Consider the following 17,304-nt stretch of genomic DNA (forward strand, 5'->3'; position numbering starts at 1 on the left):
GGAAGACTCTTGATACTGCAGAAAATAGCGCAGGCATCAGCAATACCAAAATATCCGATTACGACATAGTAGTTTTATCAGCCGGAGTCAACGATTATATTGACAGCAGCAGATTGGGCACTATAAATACAACAAATACATATTATTTCAATGGAGGCATTAATCACGGAATGAATAAGATTGAAAATGCAAGCAGATACAGAGTATCGCAAGGCTTGTCACCAATTAAAGTCGTATTTGTGGACTTGTTTTATTCAGATTTTAAATATCCTTTTTATAAGACTGTAAATTTGGACAAAACTCCAAATTCTGTCGGCCTGACATTGGCAGATTATCAGAAAGAACTGAACAAGCAGTTTGTTAAATGGTCAGAATCAGATTTGGAACTGTTTAAATTTAAAACAAGGTCATATGGTATTGTTAATGCCGCCAACTGCAAATATACAACTGCAGATAACCTTCATTTTACAAAATTTACATATGGCCAATACGGAAATGCACTGGCTCAATTTTTAGTTGAAAATGTATTTGAATAGTTGAAAAGAAAAATATTTTTTTCAAAGCACATATATAAAAAGAAAAAAAAAAATAATATTGTTTACTTTACAATCGCATAGTCTTAATGATAATTCCTGTGCGATTATTGATTAGGTGAGTAAATTGTATGATAGTATTGATGATAAATATAAAGATTACCTTGGAAAATCGTTGTTTGTTCTAAGTTTATTTGTACTGGGCTTGCTTGTATACTTATTTGTCACAAAGCCTTTTTTACATATTGATGAAAGATTTACCATGGGTCTTCTCGACATTTCATTCAAGGAAATGGTTCATTTAACCGCAATTGATGTGCATCCTCCGTTGTATTATGCCTTCAATCTGATTCCCGTATATATTCTGAAGGGAATTTTCCATCTTCAGTTCGACAAGATCCTTTTGATGAAAATTATGGCAGTGCTTCCTTATGTCGCAATATTCATAATTTCCCTGACTAAAATCAGGAAGGATTATGGATGGTTAGCTGGAGGTTTATTCGCATTTACTCTTTTAACAATGTCTGATTTCTTCACAATGTTTTCAATTGGAAGAATGTATCCGTTAGGAATGCTCTTTTTACTTTTAGCTTTCCTATATGCATGTGACATATTAAGAGAACCTTCACTTAAAAAATGGCTTCTTTTGGCATTTTTCTCACTTTGCGGAGCCTACACACATTATTTTGTAGCCGTCGGATTGGTGGTACTCTACGTAATCCTGTTTATACATTTCCTAATGAAAAACAGGGAAGAGCTTAAGAATTGGTTAATATCAACAGTAGTTGGAATAGTATTATACATTCCATGGCTTCTCGTATTATATAAGCAGATGAAATCTGTACATGGAAGCTACTGGATTGAAAAAATCACAATCGTTGAATTCGTGGAATTTTTCTCTTCAATATTCACAGTCAACACAGAGTTCATGGCAAATATCTTTTTGGCAATCATAGCAGTGTCCATATTCATTGTGATTATCCTTAAGTACTACAAATCACAGGGACAGGAGGACAGCGACATTGCCCTTCTTGGAATTTTAATATTCCTCGGAACAATTGCTGTTGGTGTTTTCATGTCCTTTGTCTTCAAACCAATTTTCATTGTAAGGTATCTGGCTCCTGCAACCGGAATCGTATGGCTGGCATTTTCAATATTCCTTTCCAAATTCGAATTTAAGAAAATCATCATTCCTGTTGTAATTGTCATATTGCTCTTCAGTGCATTCAACCTGTCCGGCCAAATAGCCGATATAAACAGGAACCACGATGCATTGGTTAAAGATCAGCAATTCCTCGACAGCATAAACAACAATGATTCAGTTGTAATCATTGACGGAATGGTTAAATATGTTCATTTCCATGGCCAATTGAACAACTCCATTGTCTATGGTGGATTCTCGGTTGACAAGCCTAAAAACGCAAAAGACTTTACCAAGTTCTTCGATGATAAGGATAAAAGGTTTACGATGCCTGATGATTTCAACAAATATAAAAACAAGACTGTTTATTTCGTTTATCGTAAAGGCTCAGATATAGATATGCCTTCCTATGTATCACACAAGAAAGTTGGTCAGGTCGACAACACAATTTTCTGGAAACTGAAATATAAGGACTGATTTAAATAGGATGTGCCATGCATATCCTACCTATCTTATTTTTTTATACCAAATGAAATCTTCACCGGCGAAGTAGCTCACAGATATTGAAGTGACAGTTATCAAAGCGAATATTATGAATACATCCAATGGCGCAAATGCATAAAACAGTGCTGCCAGAATTATTTCAAGCAAATAGAATACCAGCTTGCTTTTTTTAATCTCAACATAGCTTAAAAATCCTAAAAGTACTGGTGTTGCTATGATTGCCAGTACAAGCAGTGAGGCAATGTAAAGGCTTATGATGTTTCCGACAGGAAGATTCAAAACATCTACAAATATATACATCTCGAATATAGTAAGGAAGAATCCCTGAACGGCACCGCAAATTGCCTGAGCCATGGTATGCTTTTTTAAAAGAACTCTTGACCAGATTACTATAGGATATATTATTGCAAATATTGCGCCGAATGGACCCAACAGCAGTATCAATGCACCGATAGGTCCGCTCAATCCTGTGGTATGAACGCTGATTTTCCATTTCAATGTAATTATCATTACTATCAGGGTATTTACCGAATAGCATAAAAGAAGAATGGTCATGAAGTTGCTGAGGTTGGCTGCAAGGGATATGAGAAATCCTATGAAATATGATATTACTCCCACTATCAGTGGAGTGGATCTGTCGCTTCTGTTGGAGATGTCCTTGTCTGTTCCCAGCTTTTTTGCCCAGTACAATATGATTGCCATGGGCAGGACTGATGCAAAAACAAGTGAAATCAGCTCAAGGGCAATGAACTTGGATAAGTTGAAGACTCCGTCATCAAATGACAGCACGATACATATTATTAAAAATAATGGGATGGTGATTATCGGAGGATTTGTCAAAGTTGATATCCTCTCAGCAATTTTTAACCTGTTCATGTTAATTATATATAATATAATCAGATAAATAAGTATTATGAAAAAAAATTTAAAACCCCGCGCTGTGATGTATCCTTCACCGGCCGTTGTTGCAAGCGCATATGATGAGAAAGGAAATCCTGACTGCTGCACTCTTGCATTTGCCGCAATGTGTTCGCACCATCCTCCGGCAGTCATGATTGCCATCAATTCAACACTTAAAAGAAAGACCCTTTCAGACATTTTAAAAACTGAAGAGTTCTGCATAGGGTTTCCAAGCGCTGAACATGTTGATGAAGCTGACTATTTCGGAATTGAACAGGATACAACGAAAACAAGATAGAAAAGGTGGGCTATACCTATCGGAATGCGGAACATGTGAACGCTCCCATAATTGAAGAGTTCAAGGTTTCCGTTGAGTGCAGGGTGATGAACATCTGCGAAGTCGGTTCCCATACCCAGATTACCGGAGAGATAGTGAACGTGCAGGCTGATGAGGATGTTCTCGACAGAACCGGAAAAATAATCTTTGAAAAATTGGACCCTCTTGCCTATGATGATGTTACACATACATACTTTAGAATGGGCGAGGCGATTTCCAGGGCATTCAAATCCGGAACAAAGTATATGAGGTGATATTATTAAGTTTTTAAGCTTTGATGAAAACAGGGATTTTCCATATTACAGAAACAATCCGAGAATTTCCAAACTTGGATGGATCATACTGCTTGTGATGCTTCCGCTTTCCTTTGTGTTTTATGGCGTCTTTTCAATCTTTAATGATATAGTCGGAGGTTTCTTTTTCTGTTTTTCACTGCTTATTCCACTGCTTTATTTTTCTAATTGGGATTACAGACTGATTTTTCACAGGCTTTCAAGAAACGAGATAATCCTTGCTTTTCTGATGTTTGCCATATATATGGTGTATTCAATTGCAATGGGTAGTGCTTTGGAATATTTCCATTTGGTTCCTACTGACGCCGCACCTCCGTTTGATGTCAATATTGGCATGACCGTCTCCCTGATATTTTCGATGATGGGTGAAGAGCTGCTCAAGTTCATTCCGCTGATGTTTTTCATGAGACTGTTATACCGCTTTACAGAAAACCGCAACCTGTCTCTTGCAGTTTCAATCGTTATTGTACTGATAGGATTCGGAATGCTTCATTATGACCCTTCAACATCATCAATCGTATCAGTATTGCTCCTGCAGGGTGTAGGATCACTTGTTGAGATGTACGGTTATATAAAAACCAAGAACCTTCTTGTGCCTTACATATCCCACCTGTTGACTGACGGGTCAGTGTTCGTTCTGATTCTGCTCAACATAATATGATGACATAAATGTTGACATTGCAATTGTTGTCAGTGCAACATTTATATAGGAAGACATCTTAATTATAATAATGAAATCATTAGTATCATATTATTCAAGAACAAGTACAACAAAAAAACTGGCTGAAAGCATAGCAGAAAACATCGGCGCTGATGTCGAAGAGATAATACCTAAAGTAAACTATCAGGGAAAGATAGGTTACGCACGCGCCGGCAAACAGGCACTCCAGGAAAAGATTGTTGAAATTGAAGAGCCTAAGCACGACCCTCAAGAATATGATGTGGTATATCTGGGTACTCCGGTTTGGGCTTCAAAATCAGCAACACCGCTGATATCATACATTAAACAGAATGAAGGCAAGTTCAAAAATGTCAAGTTCTTTGCAACCTCAGCCGGAGGAGGAGGTTTCGATTCAACATTCCTTCAGCTTGAAAAATTTACCAATGTAAAGCCTCAGGCAACATTAGGGCTGACTTCAAAGGATGTTAAAAAAGATCTTTATTTAGACCAATTGGCTGATTTTATAAGGGGATAATCAATCATGTCCCTTAAGGAATTCAAGCTTGCAGACCCTTCAGATATTCCCATTGCAAAACTTTTTTCACTGATTGCGAAATCACAGAGCATATATCTCAATCACAATCTGAAAGATTTGGACATTAATGTCACACAGCTCCATCTTCTTTTTGAGATTTCACACCATTCAAACCTGAATCAGGAAAAACTGGCTTCAAGATGCACAATCAACAAGGGAGCAGTGGCAAGGTCAATCAAAAAGCTGGAGGAAAAGGAACTTATCGTAAGACAAATCGATGAGGAAAACAGACGCCAGAACAAGGTATCACTTACCCCCAAAGGTAAAAATACCATAAAAAAAGGTGTAGAAATTTTAAACCAATGGGAAAATGAAGTATTTGATGACAATCTCATTGATGAAAATGAATTGAAACGTGTATTAAAGCAAATTGCCGTAAATTCTATGGAACTAAATCAAATGGAGAATAAAAATGAGTAAAAGTAAAAATATTGAAATGATTACAGGAGACCCTAAAAAAGCAATCATTAAGCTGGCCCTTCCCATGATGCTTTCCATGCTTTTAATCATGATGTACAATCTTGCAGACAGTATTTGGGTGGCAGGATTAGGTTCAGACGCACTTGCAGCTATAGGATTCATCACACCATTGTTTATGATATTGATAGGACTTGGAAACGGAATCGGTGCCGGGGCAAACTCTCTTATTGCAAGAAATATCGGAGCAAAGAATCGCGATCAGGCAAACAATGCGGGATTGCATGCAATTGTTCTCTCAATTGTAGTGTCTTTAATATTTACAATAATTATTGAAGTATTCATGGTTCCTATATTGCAGTTTATGGGTGCAGGAAACACAATCCAATATGCAATGGACTACAGCTACATCATATTCGGATTCCTATTTGTCTTCGTATTTTCAGGTGTCGCATCAGCGATATTCAGGTCAGAAGGAGATATGAGAAGGGCTACAATAGCAATTGCAATTACTGCAATAATGAACATTATTCTTGATCCTATATTCATTTACGTCCTGAACATGGGAATTAAGGGAGCTGCATGGGCAACCGTAGTATCAGCAGCCCTTTCATGCTTAATCATGAGCTACTGGATATGGGGTAAAAAGGACTTATACCTTGATTTGTCAGTTAAAAACTTCAGCTATTCATCAAGATTGATGATTGACACATTGCAGGTTGCAGTACCTTCAACATTGGAAACCCTTGTATTTTCCGCTCTTGCAATTATCATAAATAGTATGCTTGTAATTGCATCCGGAACAGATGCGGTGGCAGCATATACAGCATCAATGAGAATCGTGCAGCTGGCAATGATTCCTTTAATAGGTTTAGGTACAGCAGTCCTTACTGTTGCAGGTGTTGCATATGGTGCGCACAACTATAAGAACCTTCAGACAGCACATTCCTATTCCATTAAGATAGGATTTGCAATTTCAATTATATTGGCTATCCTGATGTATGTGTTCTCCTCACAGATTGCGGCAGTATTTTCATACACTTCAGCCAGCTCATCACTGGCTCCGCAAATTGCAAGTGCAATATCTGTATTGGCTCTCTTCATATTGGCAGTTCCTCACGGTATAATGTCTTCCATGGTATTTCAGGGAGTGGGAAAAGGAACCTATTCACTGATAATTACACTTTTGAGATCCCTGATAATGGAAAGTGTATTTGCATATATGTTCTGCTTTATATTCGGCTGGGGTCTTGTTGGAATATATGCGGGAGTCGTCTTCGGATGTTTCCTTGGAGGAACCATAGGTTACCTCTGGGCAAAACTGTTCATCAGGAGATTTAAGGAAATATCCCTTAAAAAATATAAAAAACATGAAAATAGCTCATAGGGGCTATTTTTTTATACTATTTTTTACAATATTTTAATTATGGAATTCATTTTAAACAACAGAAAGTACTCTATTCAAAACCATGAGCTCTTTATCAATTATCTTATGGTTGACAATTATTTCAGGCACAGATATTCACTTTATGACTATGATATAGAATTTGAATTCATCAATCCGATTCTTGAAAAGGAAAAGGTTGAATTTGAAGATATCCTGGAAGGCACAAAGGTTTTGGAGGACCTGATTGAAAGGGAGGAGATAAATTTCATATCTCCTGGACTTCAAATTGCCGAAATGAACAATGGAAACTTTCAGATTACATACCAAAATCTGCATTTCAAAGACGTCCGTGTAGGCGAGGCCATTCCCCTGCTGATTGCCCTGAATACACTTCTCAACTATAAACCTACCATTTCTCTTGGCCAGATTGAAGAGGAGCTTAACAATTTCATCGAAAAGTTCCGTTCCTATAATGAAAATCAAATGTAAAAAATTGCAATCTTTTAAATGCATTAAAGATGACTGCATTTCAATCATTACTTTTTAAATTTTTCAAAATCTAAAACTATTTGATGTATATCACCATCATACATTAATGTAATTATAAAAATCACACTGTGTTAATGTAAATTAGAGTCCATTATATTGAAATTAAAAATCTAGATGTGATTTAATTGATGTATAATTAGAAATTAGATATGGCATTTCATTGACCAGTGAATAATCACAATCCCAAAAGAATCTTTATTCCTATTATTATAAGGATTACTCCACCTATAATCTGGAACTTGTCCCCCAGCCAATCGCCAAGAATGCGGCCGATATATATGCCGGCAATGCTGAATGCAAATGCAACAGCACCTATTATCAATGATGGAATCCATATCGGATCATTTAAAAGTGCAAATGTGATTCCCACGGCAAATGCGTCGATACTTGTTGCTATTGCAAGCAGTGTCACTTCCTTGAATGAGAAATTGTCGGTTATTTCATCTTCATCTCCAGTGAGGCTTTCGCGAATCATGTTTAGCCCAATTGCCATAAGCAGAACAAATCCGATTACTGGTGCGAATGATTGAATCAGATTGGATATTGTGCTTACACAGAAATATCCTAAAATAGGCATTATACATTGAAATCCTCCAAAGAACAGACCGTAATAAAATATTTCTCTATTTTTAAGATTTTTTTGGCTAAAACCTTTAGTCAGGGATACGCTGAAAGCATCCATTGCAAGGGCTATTGCAATCAAAAAAACTGAAATGAAATTAAATGACATTAATATTACCTTGTTGGTCATATTAATTAAATTGTATTGGTTCATCTCCAGAAATGATTTTCAAGTTCACCTGCAGAAGGAAGATAATTGTTTCATAATTAACTGTTTCATAGGAAACATTTATATTATGCTTTAGAACAATATAATATCAGGTGAAAAAAATGGACGGTGAAAGCTTTCAGGCAATAAGTGACAAGTCCCCTTTCATAGCATGGATACACAACATTTCACTCAATCAGCAGAAGTATATGAAATCAAGGTTTTCCAATCTGGATTTGGGCCATGACGTAAGATACATCATGTTCATTTATGACAATCCGGGATGTTCCCAGGATGACCTGGTCAATATGTTCGGCCAAAGCAAGGGAAACATCGCAAAGATATTGAAGAAACTTGAAAACGAAGGGTTCATCAAAAGAAAAGTCAATCCCGAAAACAGGCGAAAATACATGCTGAACATAACAGAAAAGGGCAGTGAACTGGTTCCGAAATATCGCAAAATATCCAAACAGTGGGAAAGGGAAGTTGGAATAACAGATGAAGATAATGAATTGAAAAAAAGAATTAAAGAGATTGCCGTTAACGGCATGAAACTTGTTGAGGAGGATTAAAATGAAAATAGAATTTGAAACGTATGTGGTCTTAATATCATTCATCACATCATTTTTTGCAGTATTTCTATCAAATGGTATAATCATTGGGGTTCCGGCAATTGCTCAGGAATTCGCAATGAACAATGTAATTCAAAACTGGGTACCGACAATATTTTTCCTTGTTGTAGCTGTTTTTACAGTTCCTGCAGGACAGATTTCAGGAAAATTCGGAGTCAAAAAATCACTGCTTGCAGGAATTTCAGTATACCTGATAGGTTCAATTGGAGCATGCCTTGCATTTTCAACAGAATCATTCCTGATTTTTAGAATAATACAGGGTGCAGGAGTTGCATTTCTGAACGTGTCTGCAATGGCAATGGTTGTTCATGCAGTCAAACCGCAGAACAGGGGAAAAGCATTGGGCTTTACAGTTACAGGAGTATATCTGGCAACTTCACTTTCACCAGTAATATGCGGATTTCTGGTACATAATCTTGGCTGGAGATCAATGTTTTACTTTGTAATTCCATTTCTGGTATTGTGCATCATTCTGATGATTTTAAAAATACCTCAAGAATGGAAGACCTATGAAAAGGACAAAATCGACAAGACAGGATCAGTACTGTATGGAATTGGGATTCTGGCATTCATTTACGGATTCACATCACTCATCACAACTACAGGTAAAATATTGACTGTTTTTGGTTTAATCCTGCTTGTAATATTTGGAATGTTTGAACTGAGACAGAAATCTCCTGTATTCAACATGAACCTATTCAGGAATGCGAAGTTCACATCATCAAATATTGCTGCTTTATGCAGTTATATTGCTGTTATGGTTGTTACTACAATCCTGAACTACCACTTCCAGTATGTAAGGGGATGGGATGCTCAAATGGCAGGACTGATACTCATCATTACTCCAATATTGATGGCAATCATGGCTCCTAATGCCGGAAAGCTTTCAGATAAGATACATCCTCAAAAGCTTGCTGCAATGGGAATGGGAATTGCAACTGTTGCGCTTCTGATATTGACATTCCTGAACAAATCCACACCGCTTTATATTGTAGTGATTGCAATGATTCTTCAGGGTATTGGTATGGGACTCTTCTCAAGCCCTAACATGAATGCAATAATGAGTTCTGTTCCGCCAAAGGACGCACCGACTGCATCAGCTTCACAGGCTACAATGAGAACCATAGGACAGACTATGAGTTTAGGTCTTCTGACACTTGTATTTGCATGGGTGATGGGCAGCCTTGAGCTGGCTCCGCAGTATGCAAACATGATTGTTCAGGCATCTCAAACAATCTGTATGATCTGTACAGCAGCATGTATCCTTGCAGTATTTGCATCATTGGTTGGAATAAGGTCAAAAGATGAATTCAATACAAAAAGAGGATAGTTTTCTTAACTATCCTTAGTTTTTTCTTAAACATATTTTAAAATTTAAAAAAATTTACCTTTTTTATTCTTTATTTTTGTAAAATTTAATAATTATAATGCAAAAATATCATATTTACACTATTACATATATATGTTGCTATCTAGATTGGTTAATTATTATTATTTTTTCTCTGGCAGTAATGTTTTTTGCAATAATATTTCAATTAAAAATTTATAAAAATTAATAAATTTTATTAATTTTTCGCTTCATTCGCATTAGTTTTAAATGTTTATTGATATATATCACTGATATAAATTAAAACAATCTTTATGTACTTTAATAGAATAAATAATTGTTTATATTATTGTATTTTTAAAAATAAGTTTGAATATGCTTTATTTTTACTGAATTTTCTGTTAGTGTAATATTACTATGGTCGGAAATGTATTTCCGTATATTATAGGTAAATATGTATTTTACAGAAATAGATAATTATTGATGTTATGGTAATGATACTATTATTACTATTATTACTATTAATAGAAGTAATAGGTATTTACATATTATATAATTATAAGGATTAATAGTATTAATAGTATATCTATATTTCTGTAAATATGGAAAGTAGTATTTTATATATTTTCTGTATTTACAGAAACTATATCTAATATATATTTTACCACTAATACTCAAGTAATATTAAGAAAATGGCATAAATCAACTACTTGATATATATCAAGCTAGTGATATTTACTATTTTCGTTAAATTTTACTATTTTTTAATAAATTTTGCTGTTTTTTAATAAAATTTATAAAATTTAATAAATTTTAGCGTCTGCGACGCCTGGTTCTGACTGATCTTACTATTTTATAAACAGCAAAGAACAGTAGTACAATAAATGCAACAGCAGCCGCAAGCACCATAATTGTCATAGAACTAGACACACTGCCTGTGGATTCTTTAAGAACCATGCTTCCCATAGATGTATAGTTAGGCGCAATAGGAATTTCTTCAGCTTTAAATAATGTATTATTGAAGTATACATTGTCTACAAGATTTCCTGTACTCATTCCATGGGTTGATCCGTCATCATTGGAAAGGTAAGCATCAGTTACATTGACATTATGGGTTGAATTTTCATAGTTATGGAAATGATAGGTTGTAATGTCTCTTCTGGTGAGTCCGAAAATGTCGGATTGAGCCAATTGAATCATTGCTGTAACCTTATCTGTTGTATTTACAGGCATACTGCCGTTATCCATGTATTTTTCCCTATTTGGGATTACAATATAATCACCAGGTTGCAATTTGCCTGTAAAATGATTATCTGCAAATGCAACACCATAATTTCCATTAGGAGCTTTAATCAAGAAATGTCCCATTTTGTATGGGGCTTTAAGTTCCTGTATTTGTTTTAAACCATCTTCAGAAATACTATTGTCATCTGTAATCATCTTGGAAGCGATTTCTTCCATTTTTTCATTGTCAGGGCCATCATCTATCCCTCCAAAACCTATTGTCCATCCGTCACTGGTTATGATTACCTGACAGAAATAGTCTCCAGTGGTTTTATATTGCTTTATGGCCTGTATGCCATGCCAATCTATCTCTTCTATGTATATATCGGCAGTTAAATTAGCATCTCTTCTAAAGGAAAATATACTGTCGTTTCCATCTAACTGCATCGCAACTGAACAGCAACCGGTTAAGTCAGATGCATTAGTTTCATTCAAAACTTGCTGAATATCATGGATTTCATGCTGATTATCCATGGCACATACTCCCAATACTGAAATCAATATCAGGAAACAACTTAAAACTAATATTATCCTTTTAGAAATCATATAAATCCTTAAAAATTTTTGTAGTTATTATAAATTTTAAACAAAATAGAGTAATACTATATATCATTTAAAGAGTATTTAAACATTATCCATTTTTAGAAAAATAAGTAAAAAAAGTGAAATTTAATAATTACATATTAAATTTCATGTTGTTAATTTTTAATTTTTGTTTCATTTGCTCTCTGTCAACATGGATATATTTATCTGTTGTTTGGCTGTTGGAGTGTCCTGCTATTGTTTGCACTTCAGCAACAGTCAGTACTTCAGCATAATGGCTTAAAGCAGTGTGTCTGAGAATATGAACACTTACATTTTTCCCATAATCTACAGGACAGTCAATATCTTCATCGGCGATTCTTTCATCGCTTAAGTGAGCATATTTCTTTACAATGTCCTGAACTCCACGTTTACCTATTCTTTTGCCTTTAATGTTAGTGAACAGTTCTTCACGTTTTACTTCTTCAGCAGCCTTATTTCTCTGAATCACTGGTCTGTATACGTCATTAGTGTCTTTTCTAAGTTTTGTGATACGGTCATAAATCATATCATTCAGGCTGCGCAGTGTATCGTAGGTTATGAATGTTGTACGGTCTTTCAGCTCACCTTTTGTTGTTTCAGCACGCAAATAAACTTCAATAAACTCATTGGCGTCTTCAGGCAATATGTAAAAACCTTTTTCATCAATCGGAACCTGGATATCGCTTTTATTTAACAGTACAAGTTCCTTCAGCCTCATTCCAGAATCAATGAATGTCCTGCAAATTGCATAATCCCTTTTGTTTCCATTTTCTCGGATTGTATCTAAAAAGAATGCGCTTTGTTGCCTTGTCAGACTTATCTTTTCGATTCTTTTTTTAGCTGTCTCAGGATCTTCAGCCTTAACTTCGATAATATCCTTCATTTTGATAGTATCGTGCTGGATTTCTTCCTGAACATCTTCTGAATTGATGAATTCTAGAATATTCATCATATATGTTTTGACGGTTGTTCTTTTATTTCCACGTTTCTTTAGACAATACCTACGATAATGTCTTAATTGTTTTTTAACATTGCTGCTATTTAACTCATCAATTCCTTCATTTTCTAAATATTCTATGAATTTGGATATATTGAATGTTTGTTTTTGGATTGTTTCTTCAGTTAAGTTTTTTACCTCTTGTTTTTCCTCTAAATATTCTTCTAAGTAATCGAGTATATAAATACTTCGTATCTTTTCATATTAACTGTATATTATTACATAAAATATACGTTTTCTTTATATATAAAATTTGGATAATTTGGGAGTTTCTAGAGGAATGTTGTAAGTTGACTAATACATATACATCAAGTGGTTTCAAAATGGTGATTTCTTCAAGTTTAATATTAGTAATAATAATGTTATAAAAAAGTAATAAGAATTGCAATCGAAACTTTTTATCGAAAATTTAATTTTTGATAGAAATGAATGTTTGCATTGAAATTTTCAAAACAGGAATTCACTTCCAATAAAAAATATTTATTACAATAATTTATAATATATTAAATCATGTCAATCAAAAAAAATTATGCAATTACAAATCTAGAAACAGAAAAAATTCCTGATGTTAACAGTATCATACTTAAATATGCAACAATAACCCTTAGCTCTTCATCACACGTCTATTTTAACATGGAACCAATCAATAATGAAGTTATTGATGATATGACTTTTTTCCAACTGGAAGCTGAAGATGAAGCCTGTTTAGATGAAAAATTTAAAGAATTGACTAACGAAATAGACCTAGTAATTAAAAACTATGCTATAAGAGACGAGAATACAGGGGAACTACTTGTATATCTCAAATTCGTAGGTGAAATTAGCATTAAATTCGACAATATGAATTTTATAAAAGAGGGTACCTATGAAAAGATTGATGCATTGAAAAATTTGAAATCAGAATTTGGAATCTGCAGAGGATATAAACCTAATTTCCGCGTCATGGAAGGTCAACACTATGAAAATATTAATAATAAGCCTGAAGGCATTTATCTGCTCTGTCACAGCCAAGAGAATCTAATGCAATTAAAAGAGTTACTATCCGAAAAGATTATGAAAATTGACCCTGATTTGGTGATAGACTTTACACAATTTAACAATCCGGTTCCAGAGAACAATACAAAGTTTAACCTCCTGGATCTTGAGAGGTCCGGACACATCTATTACGAAAATCTGGATGAAAATTGAATTTAAATTCTCAAATTCCTAATTTGAATTATTTAAATACAATTTATTGTTTACCTCCATTTTACTATTATAGTAATTTATAAAGACTACTATTTTTAATCATACTAGTTAATTAGTATGAAATGTATCTTTCTAAATCAAATATTCAAAAATTACTACCTAAATGTACTGCACATTAAACTGATTATGAAATTAAACCACACACATTTGCAATAACTAATCATAAGATATCTTGGACAACATTAAAAGAATCAAAAAATGCTCGGTGGAATCTGATGATTGTAATGAAGTAGCTATTTCGTATGAAAGGCATCTTTCTTAATCTATTCAAAACAATATTAAATTAAAAATTTAATGACAAACCTCTTAAATAAAATTTTATCTAGCTTAATGAGTAGTGATAAATATTCAACAAGTTTAATTAATTCAATTAATCTATAAAACATTTTAGAAAAATATTTAAAAGAATAATATAAAAGATTTAAATATATTACTCAATATTTATTTATTTGTGGGTTTTACACTAAGTCTAAAACTTATACAAAATAATGGAATATTGATTTAATATACACATATTGGAGGTTAAAAAATGAACAAAAAGATATTATTTGCTCTGACTGTTGTTCTTGTAGCTGTCGCTGCTATTGGAACTGTATCTGCATTTGATTTTTCAGATTTGGGAGCTTTATTTGGAGGAGCTCCACCAGATCAAAATGTAACTCTTGATGGAGAACATTTCAAAATTCCTGGAACATTTAAAGAAAATAAAAATATTAGTAAAAATGGAACTGTTAATGACTATGTAGCATTCAAATCCACTGAGTATGCAATAGGATTCAGAAATGATACCAATTACATCAACATTGTAATTTTCGATTACAAGGGTACCGATGTGGGTAATGATTTAATTAATTACATGAACGGTACCGCTAAAGATGTTTCCGGAGTACAAGGTTACATTTATAAAGATGATGTTGGATATACTTACACATACGGTAAAGGAAGTAAAGTAATTTCAATACAATCCGATAATGAATCCTTAATTGGTCCTGTAATAGCTTAATATTTAAGCTATTATTTTCTTTTTTTTAAAACTTTTTTATTAAAACTAAAATTTTTCATACAATAATTTAGATTTTTCTGATGACTACTTTCTTTTCAGGCCTTGCTTTCAATTTTAGGATAGTTCCTGTACCCATATTTGAATTGAACTACTTCGACCTATTTATTTTTACTAGTTTAGAAAATTATACTATAATTGGATATGGAAATATTAATTATAAACGAATTAGAAAAAAACATGTTAAATCTGTTCATGAAATTATTAACCACGAATAATTTGATAGGGAAATAGAATCATTAATTTAAATATTTAAGAATTTTATCTCCATCTTCAGCAATAATATCAAAATGTGTTGAATCAATATTTATAAACTCATTATCTGAAGCTATTTCATCTAATTCTTCTTTAAATTTATTCGCTGTACTTAAATAAATAAGATGTGAATTTATTTTTGGTTTAGGTAATTTCCATCTAAGATTGCTAATAAAAACTTCAATAATTTTATCTTCAAATGCAACATCATTAATGTCATTTAAATAAATTTCTTTAACATCTTTTATTCTGATGAAATTTCCTCATCAGGTACTGGCCTAATATCCAACACTACAAGAAATGCCATCTTTTTCAAGCAATGAAATAAGATGAACAGCCTTACTAGAATCTCCACCAAGACGAAATGAAATCATCTTTTAAACCAATACCTTTTTGATTAAACACAAATTCAAATACACTAACAATTGCCTCTTCAGTTTCATTAGTTGAGCAACATATTCAACACCAAAGAATGTTCTGAATATTTTCATTGCTCATTGTTTTCAATAACTTCAAAAACACGTTTAACACTTGAATATGATGTTTGAACAGAAGTTAATGATGTATTCAGTCTTTTAATAGGTGTTGGTAATAATTTTCCATAAAGGATAATGGTCAATAGGGTACCTAACTGAATTTCACCATTTATCAAAAGATAGATAGCGCAGATACACACTATGACAATACGCAAATTTGTTAAAAAAGTCTCAATTGGTGACATTAATCCTGAATGATATCGTGATGAGGTATATTTGTTTTTAATTTCAAAATTAATAGTTTCAAAGTCACTTTCAACATTTTCCTGTTGATTTTCAGATCTAATCAAATCATGATTTTCAAGGGAATTCCCTATAAAGCCCATTATAATTCCCATAAGCTCTTGATGGTCTTCATAAGATTTCTTTGAGTTGGCATCAAAATGATAAAAACAGATAGCATATATGGGGACTGCAATGAAATAAATTATGCTCAGTCTCCAATCTGTTATCCATATTAATACAAGTACTAGAGTAATGCTTAAAAGTTGTGCGAAAATTCCCGAAATATGAAATGTAATAAAATTCCTAACATTCATCAAATCATTATTTATCCTGCCTAAAATATTACCTTCGGACTTATCATTAATTATCTTTGAGTTTTCTAGCTTATCATACATTTGAATTCTTAGGTTATAAGTTATCTTTTCAGCGATAAAAATCATAATCCTATTCGAAAACGCCTGCAACAGATAACCTGCAATATACAAAATGGCCAATAAGAGAATGTTTGTAAATATAACTCCCGGTTCAACAACAGTATTTTCATTGGCAAAGAGGTTAACAATGTTTCCAGCAACCATTGGGGCATAAACTATACATAATGTTGAAATCGTAAGTAATATAAATGAAAAGATGAATTTAAAGCGGTAATTAGATATTAAAAACCCAAATTTTTGTTGGGATTCTCTTCTTCTTATGTTGCTGATTTTTTTAGAAATTCTGGATTTTGTATTTTTAAATTCAAATTTCTTAAAATTGATTTTTTTATTCTTAATTTTGGTGTCTATCTTATCTTCCAAATCCAATATTTCTTCAATACGTATGGAAAAAGTATAGGTATTTGGAAAGTTATAAATTAATTTTGGAACGAAGGCCAATGTTGTTACAAAATACAAAAGATATTGGATAATAACAACTGAACCGACAATATTTACCGTATCAATGCCTAGAGAATATTCTATACTCATAATTGCCAATAGAATTACTATGACTCCGTCCAAAATCAAAAACAAGATTGGAGTAATATAATATCGGTTTAATTGGTATTTGATGTTTTTGTCATAGGAATCATCACATGCATCCTTGAAATCTT

Annotated in this window: 18 protein-coding genes; 13 read left to right on the top strand and 5 right to left on the bottom strand. The window is 33.3% G+C overall.

Features of this window, described 5'->3' with window-relative positions; genetic code table 11:
* A partial coding sequence (locus tag QZV68_RS08770; RefSeq protein ID WP_296880618.1) for a hypothetical protein occupies positions 1-536 on the top strand: 536 nt, incomplete at its 5' end.
* Positions 537-660: 124 nt separating this feature from the next.
* On the top strand, positions 661-2,151 hold the full coding sequence (locus tag QZV68_RS08775; RefSeq protein WP_296880620.1) for a hypothetical protein: 1,491 nt from the start codon (positions 661-663) through the stop codon (positions 2,149-2,151).
* A gap of 30 nt (positions 2,152-2,181) precedes the next feature.
* Here the strand turns inward: QZV68_RS08775 and QZV68_RS08780 are convergent, their stop codons facing one another.
* The gene (locus QZV68_RS08780) at positions 2,182-3,054 is read right to left on the bottom strand and encodes a hypothetical protein (RefSeq protein WP_296880622.1); all 873 of its coding nucleotides are present in this window, start codon (positions 3,052-3,054) and stop codon (positions 2,182-2,184) included.
* Positions 3,055-3,091: 37 nt separating this feature from the next.
* Here QZV68_RS08780 and QZV68_RS08785 point away from each other — a divergent pair, with 37 nt between their 5' ends.
* The 7 genes from QZV68_RS08785 to QZV68_RS08815 all read left to right on the top strand — a co-directional run bounded on the left by QZV68_RS08785 (position 3,092) and on the right by QZV68_RS08815 (position 7,257).
* Complete coding sequence (locus QZV68_RS08785; protein WP_296880623.1) at positions 3,092-3,376, top strand: flavin reductase family protein; 285 nt, start codon at positions 3,092-3,094, stop codon at positions 3,374-3,376.
* A 35-nt stretch (positions 3,377-3,411) separates the two neighbouring features.
* A complete protein-coding gene (locus QZV68_RS08790; protein ID WP_296880625.1) occupies positions 3,412-3,669 on the top strand; it encodes a flavin reductase in 258 nt (85 codons plus the stop codon).
* A 97-nt stretch (positions 3,670-3,766) separates the two neighbouring features.
* Positions 3,767-4,369 carry a type II CAAX prenyl endopeptidase Rce1 family protein gene (locus QZV68_RS08795; protein WP_296880627.1) on the top strand — a complete coding sequence of 201 codons (603 nt, stop codon included), beginning with the start codon at positions 3,767-3,769 and terminating at the stop codon, positions 4,367-4,369.
* A 70-nt stretch (positions 4,370-4,439) separates the two neighbouring features.
* Complete coding sequence (locus tag QZV68_RS08800) at positions 4,440-4,904, top strand: flavodoxin (RefSeq protein ID WP_296880632.1); 465 nt, start codon at positions 4,440-4,442, stop codon at positions 4,902-4,904.
* A 6-nt stretch (positions 4,905-4,910) separates the two neighbouring features.
* Positions 4,911-5,384, top strand: coding sequence for a MarR family winged helix-turn-helix transcriptional regulator (locus QZV68_RS08805; RefSeq protein ID WP_296880636.1), 474 nt, complete (start codon positions 4,911-4,913; stop codon positions 5,382-5,384).
* Positions 5,377-6,768 (top strand): MATE family efflux transporter, encoded by a 1,392-nt coding sequence (locus QZV68_RS08810; protein ID WP_296880638.1) that lies wholly within the window; start codon positions 5,377-5,379, stop codon positions 6,766-6,768. The genes QZV68_RS08805 and QZV68_RS08810 overlap by 8 nt, the downstream gene beginning before the upstream one ends.
* A gap of 39 nt (positions 6,769-6,807) precedes the next feature.
* Positions 6,808-7,257, top strand: coding sequence for a hypothetical protein (locus QZV68_RS08815; protein ID WP_296880640.1), 450 nt, complete (start codon positions 6,808-6,810; stop codon positions 7,255-7,257).
* Between the two features lie 235 nt (positions 7,258-7,492).
* On the opposite strand, the gene QZV68_RS08820 is transcribed toward QZV68_RS08815, so the two are convergent.
* Entirely contained in the window at positions 7,493-8,047 is a 555-nt protein-coding gene (locus QZV68_RS08820; RefSeq protein WP_296880642.1) for a manganese efflux pump MntP family protein, read from the bottom strand.
* 161 nt (positions 8,048-8,208) lie between these two features.
* Between QZV68_RS08820 and QZV68_RS08825 the strand changes: the two genes are divergently transcribed.
* Complete coding sequence (locus QZV68_RS08825; protein WP_296880644.1) at positions 8,209-8,658, top strand: MarR family winged helix-turn-helix transcriptional regulator; 450 nt, start codon at positions 8,209-8,211, stop codon at positions 8,656-8,658.
* A gap of 1 nt (position 8,659) precedes the next feature.
* The gene (locus QZV68_RS08830) at positions 8,660-10,048 is read left to right on the top strand and encodes an MFS transporter (protein ID WP_296880646.1); all 1,389 of its coding nucleotides are present in this window, start codon (positions 8,660-8,662) and stop codon (positions 10,046-10,048) included.
* Between the two features lie 810 nt (positions 10,049-10,858).
* Here the strand turns inward: QZV68_RS08830 and QZV68_RS08835 are convergent.
* A complete protein-coding gene (locus QZV68_RS08835) occupies positions 10,859-11,803 on the bottom strand; it encodes a hypothetical protein (protein ID WP_296880648.1) in 945 nt (314 codons plus the stop codon).
* A 202-nt stretch (positions 11,804-12,005) separates the two neighbouring features.
* A complete protein-coding gene (locus QZV68_RS08840) occupies positions 12,006-13,085 on the bottom strand; it encodes a site-specific integrase (protein WP_296880655.1) in 1,080 nt (359 codons plus the stop codon).
* A gap of 315 nt (positions 13,086-13,400) precedes the next feature.
* On the opposite strand from QZV68_RS08840, the gene QZV68_RS08845 reads away from it, so the two are divergent.
* Both QZV68_RS08845 and QZV68_RS08850 read left to right on the top strand, forming a co-directional pair.
* Positions 13,401-14,078, top strand: coding sequence for a hypothetical protein (locus QZV68_RS08845; RefSeq protein WP_296880650.1), 678 nt, complete (start codon positions 13,401-13,403; stop codon positions 14,076-14,078).
* A gap of 589 nt (positions 14,079-14,667) precedes the next feature.
* Entirely contained in the window at positions 14,668-15,141 is a 474-nt protein-coding gene (locus QZV68_RS08850; RefSeq protein ID WP_296880652.1) for a hypothetical protein, read from the top strand.
* Positions 15,142-15,940: 799 nt separating this feature from the next.
* Here QZV68_RS08850 and QZV68_RS08855 read toward each other — a convergent pair.
* The coding region (locus QZV68_RS08855) for an ABC transporter transmembrane domain-containing protein (protein WP_296880654.1) at positions 15,941-17,304 on the bottom strand (1,364 nt) is incomplete at its 5' end.

This window comes from uncultured Methanobrevibacter sp., from assembly GCF_902801725.1.
GTDB lineage: Archaea > Methanobacteriota > Methanobacteria > Methanobacteriales > Methanobacteriaceae > Methanocatella.

What these genes read in the sequence shown, in the direction of transcription:
- QZV68_RS08810 (WP_296880638.1), top strand. Translation starts at nt 5,377, where the DNA reads ATGAGTAAAAGTAAAAATATTGAAATGATTACAGGAGACCCTAAAAAA.
- QZV68_RS08850 (WP_296880652.1), top strand. Translation starts at nt 14,668, where the DNA reads ATGAACAAAAAGATATTATTTGCTCTGACTGTTGTTCTTGTAGCTGTC.
- QZV68_RS08780 (WP_296880622.1), bottom strand. Translation starts at nt 3,054, where the DNA reads ATGAACAGGTTAAAAATTGCTGAGAGGATATCAACTTTGACAAATCCT.
- QZV68_RS08805 (WP_296880636.1), top strand. Translation starts at nt 4,911, where the DNA reads ATGTCCCTTAAGGAATTCAAGCTTGCAGACCCTTCAGATATTCCCATT.
- QZV68_RS08815 (WP_296880640.1), top strand. Translation starts at nt 6,808, where the DNA reads ATGGAATTCATTTTAAACAACAGAAAGTACTCTATTCAAAACCATGAG.
- QZV68_RS08820 (WP_296880642.1), bottom strand. Translation starts at nt 8,047, where the DNA reads ATGTCATTTAATTTCATTTCAGTTTTTTTGATTGCAATAGCCCTTGCA.
- QZV68_RS08795 (WP_296880627.1), top strand. Translation starts at nt 3,767, where the DNA reads ATGCTTCCGCTTTCCTTTGTGTTTTATGGCGTCTTTTCAATCTTTAAT.
- QZV68_RS08845 (WP_296880650.1), top strand. Translation starts at nt 13,401, where the DNA reads ATGTCAATCAAAAAAAATTATGCAATTACAAATCTAGAAACAGAAAAA.
- QZV68_RS08835 (WP_296880648.1), bottom strand. Translation starts at nt 11,803, where the DNA reads ATGGATAATCAGCATGAAATCCATGATATTCAGCAAGTTTTGAATGAA.
- QZV68_RS08785 (WP_296880623.1), top strand. Translation starts at nt 3,092, where the DNA reads ATGAAAAAAAATTTAAAACCCCGCGCTGTGATGTATCCTTCACCGGCC.
- QZV68_RS08800 (WP_296880632.1), top strand. Translation starts at nt 4,440, where the DNA reads ATGAAATCATTAGTATCATATTATTCAAGAACAAGTACAACAAAAAAA.
- QZV68_RS08830 (WP_296880646.1), top strand. Translation starts at nt 8,660, where the DNA reads ATGAAAATAGAATTTGAAACGTATGTGGTCTTAATATCATTCATCACA.
- QZV68_RS08825 (WP_296880644.1), top strand. Translation starts at nt 8,209, where the DNA reads ATGGACGGTGAAAGCTTTCAGGCAATAAGTGACAAGTCCCCTTTCATA.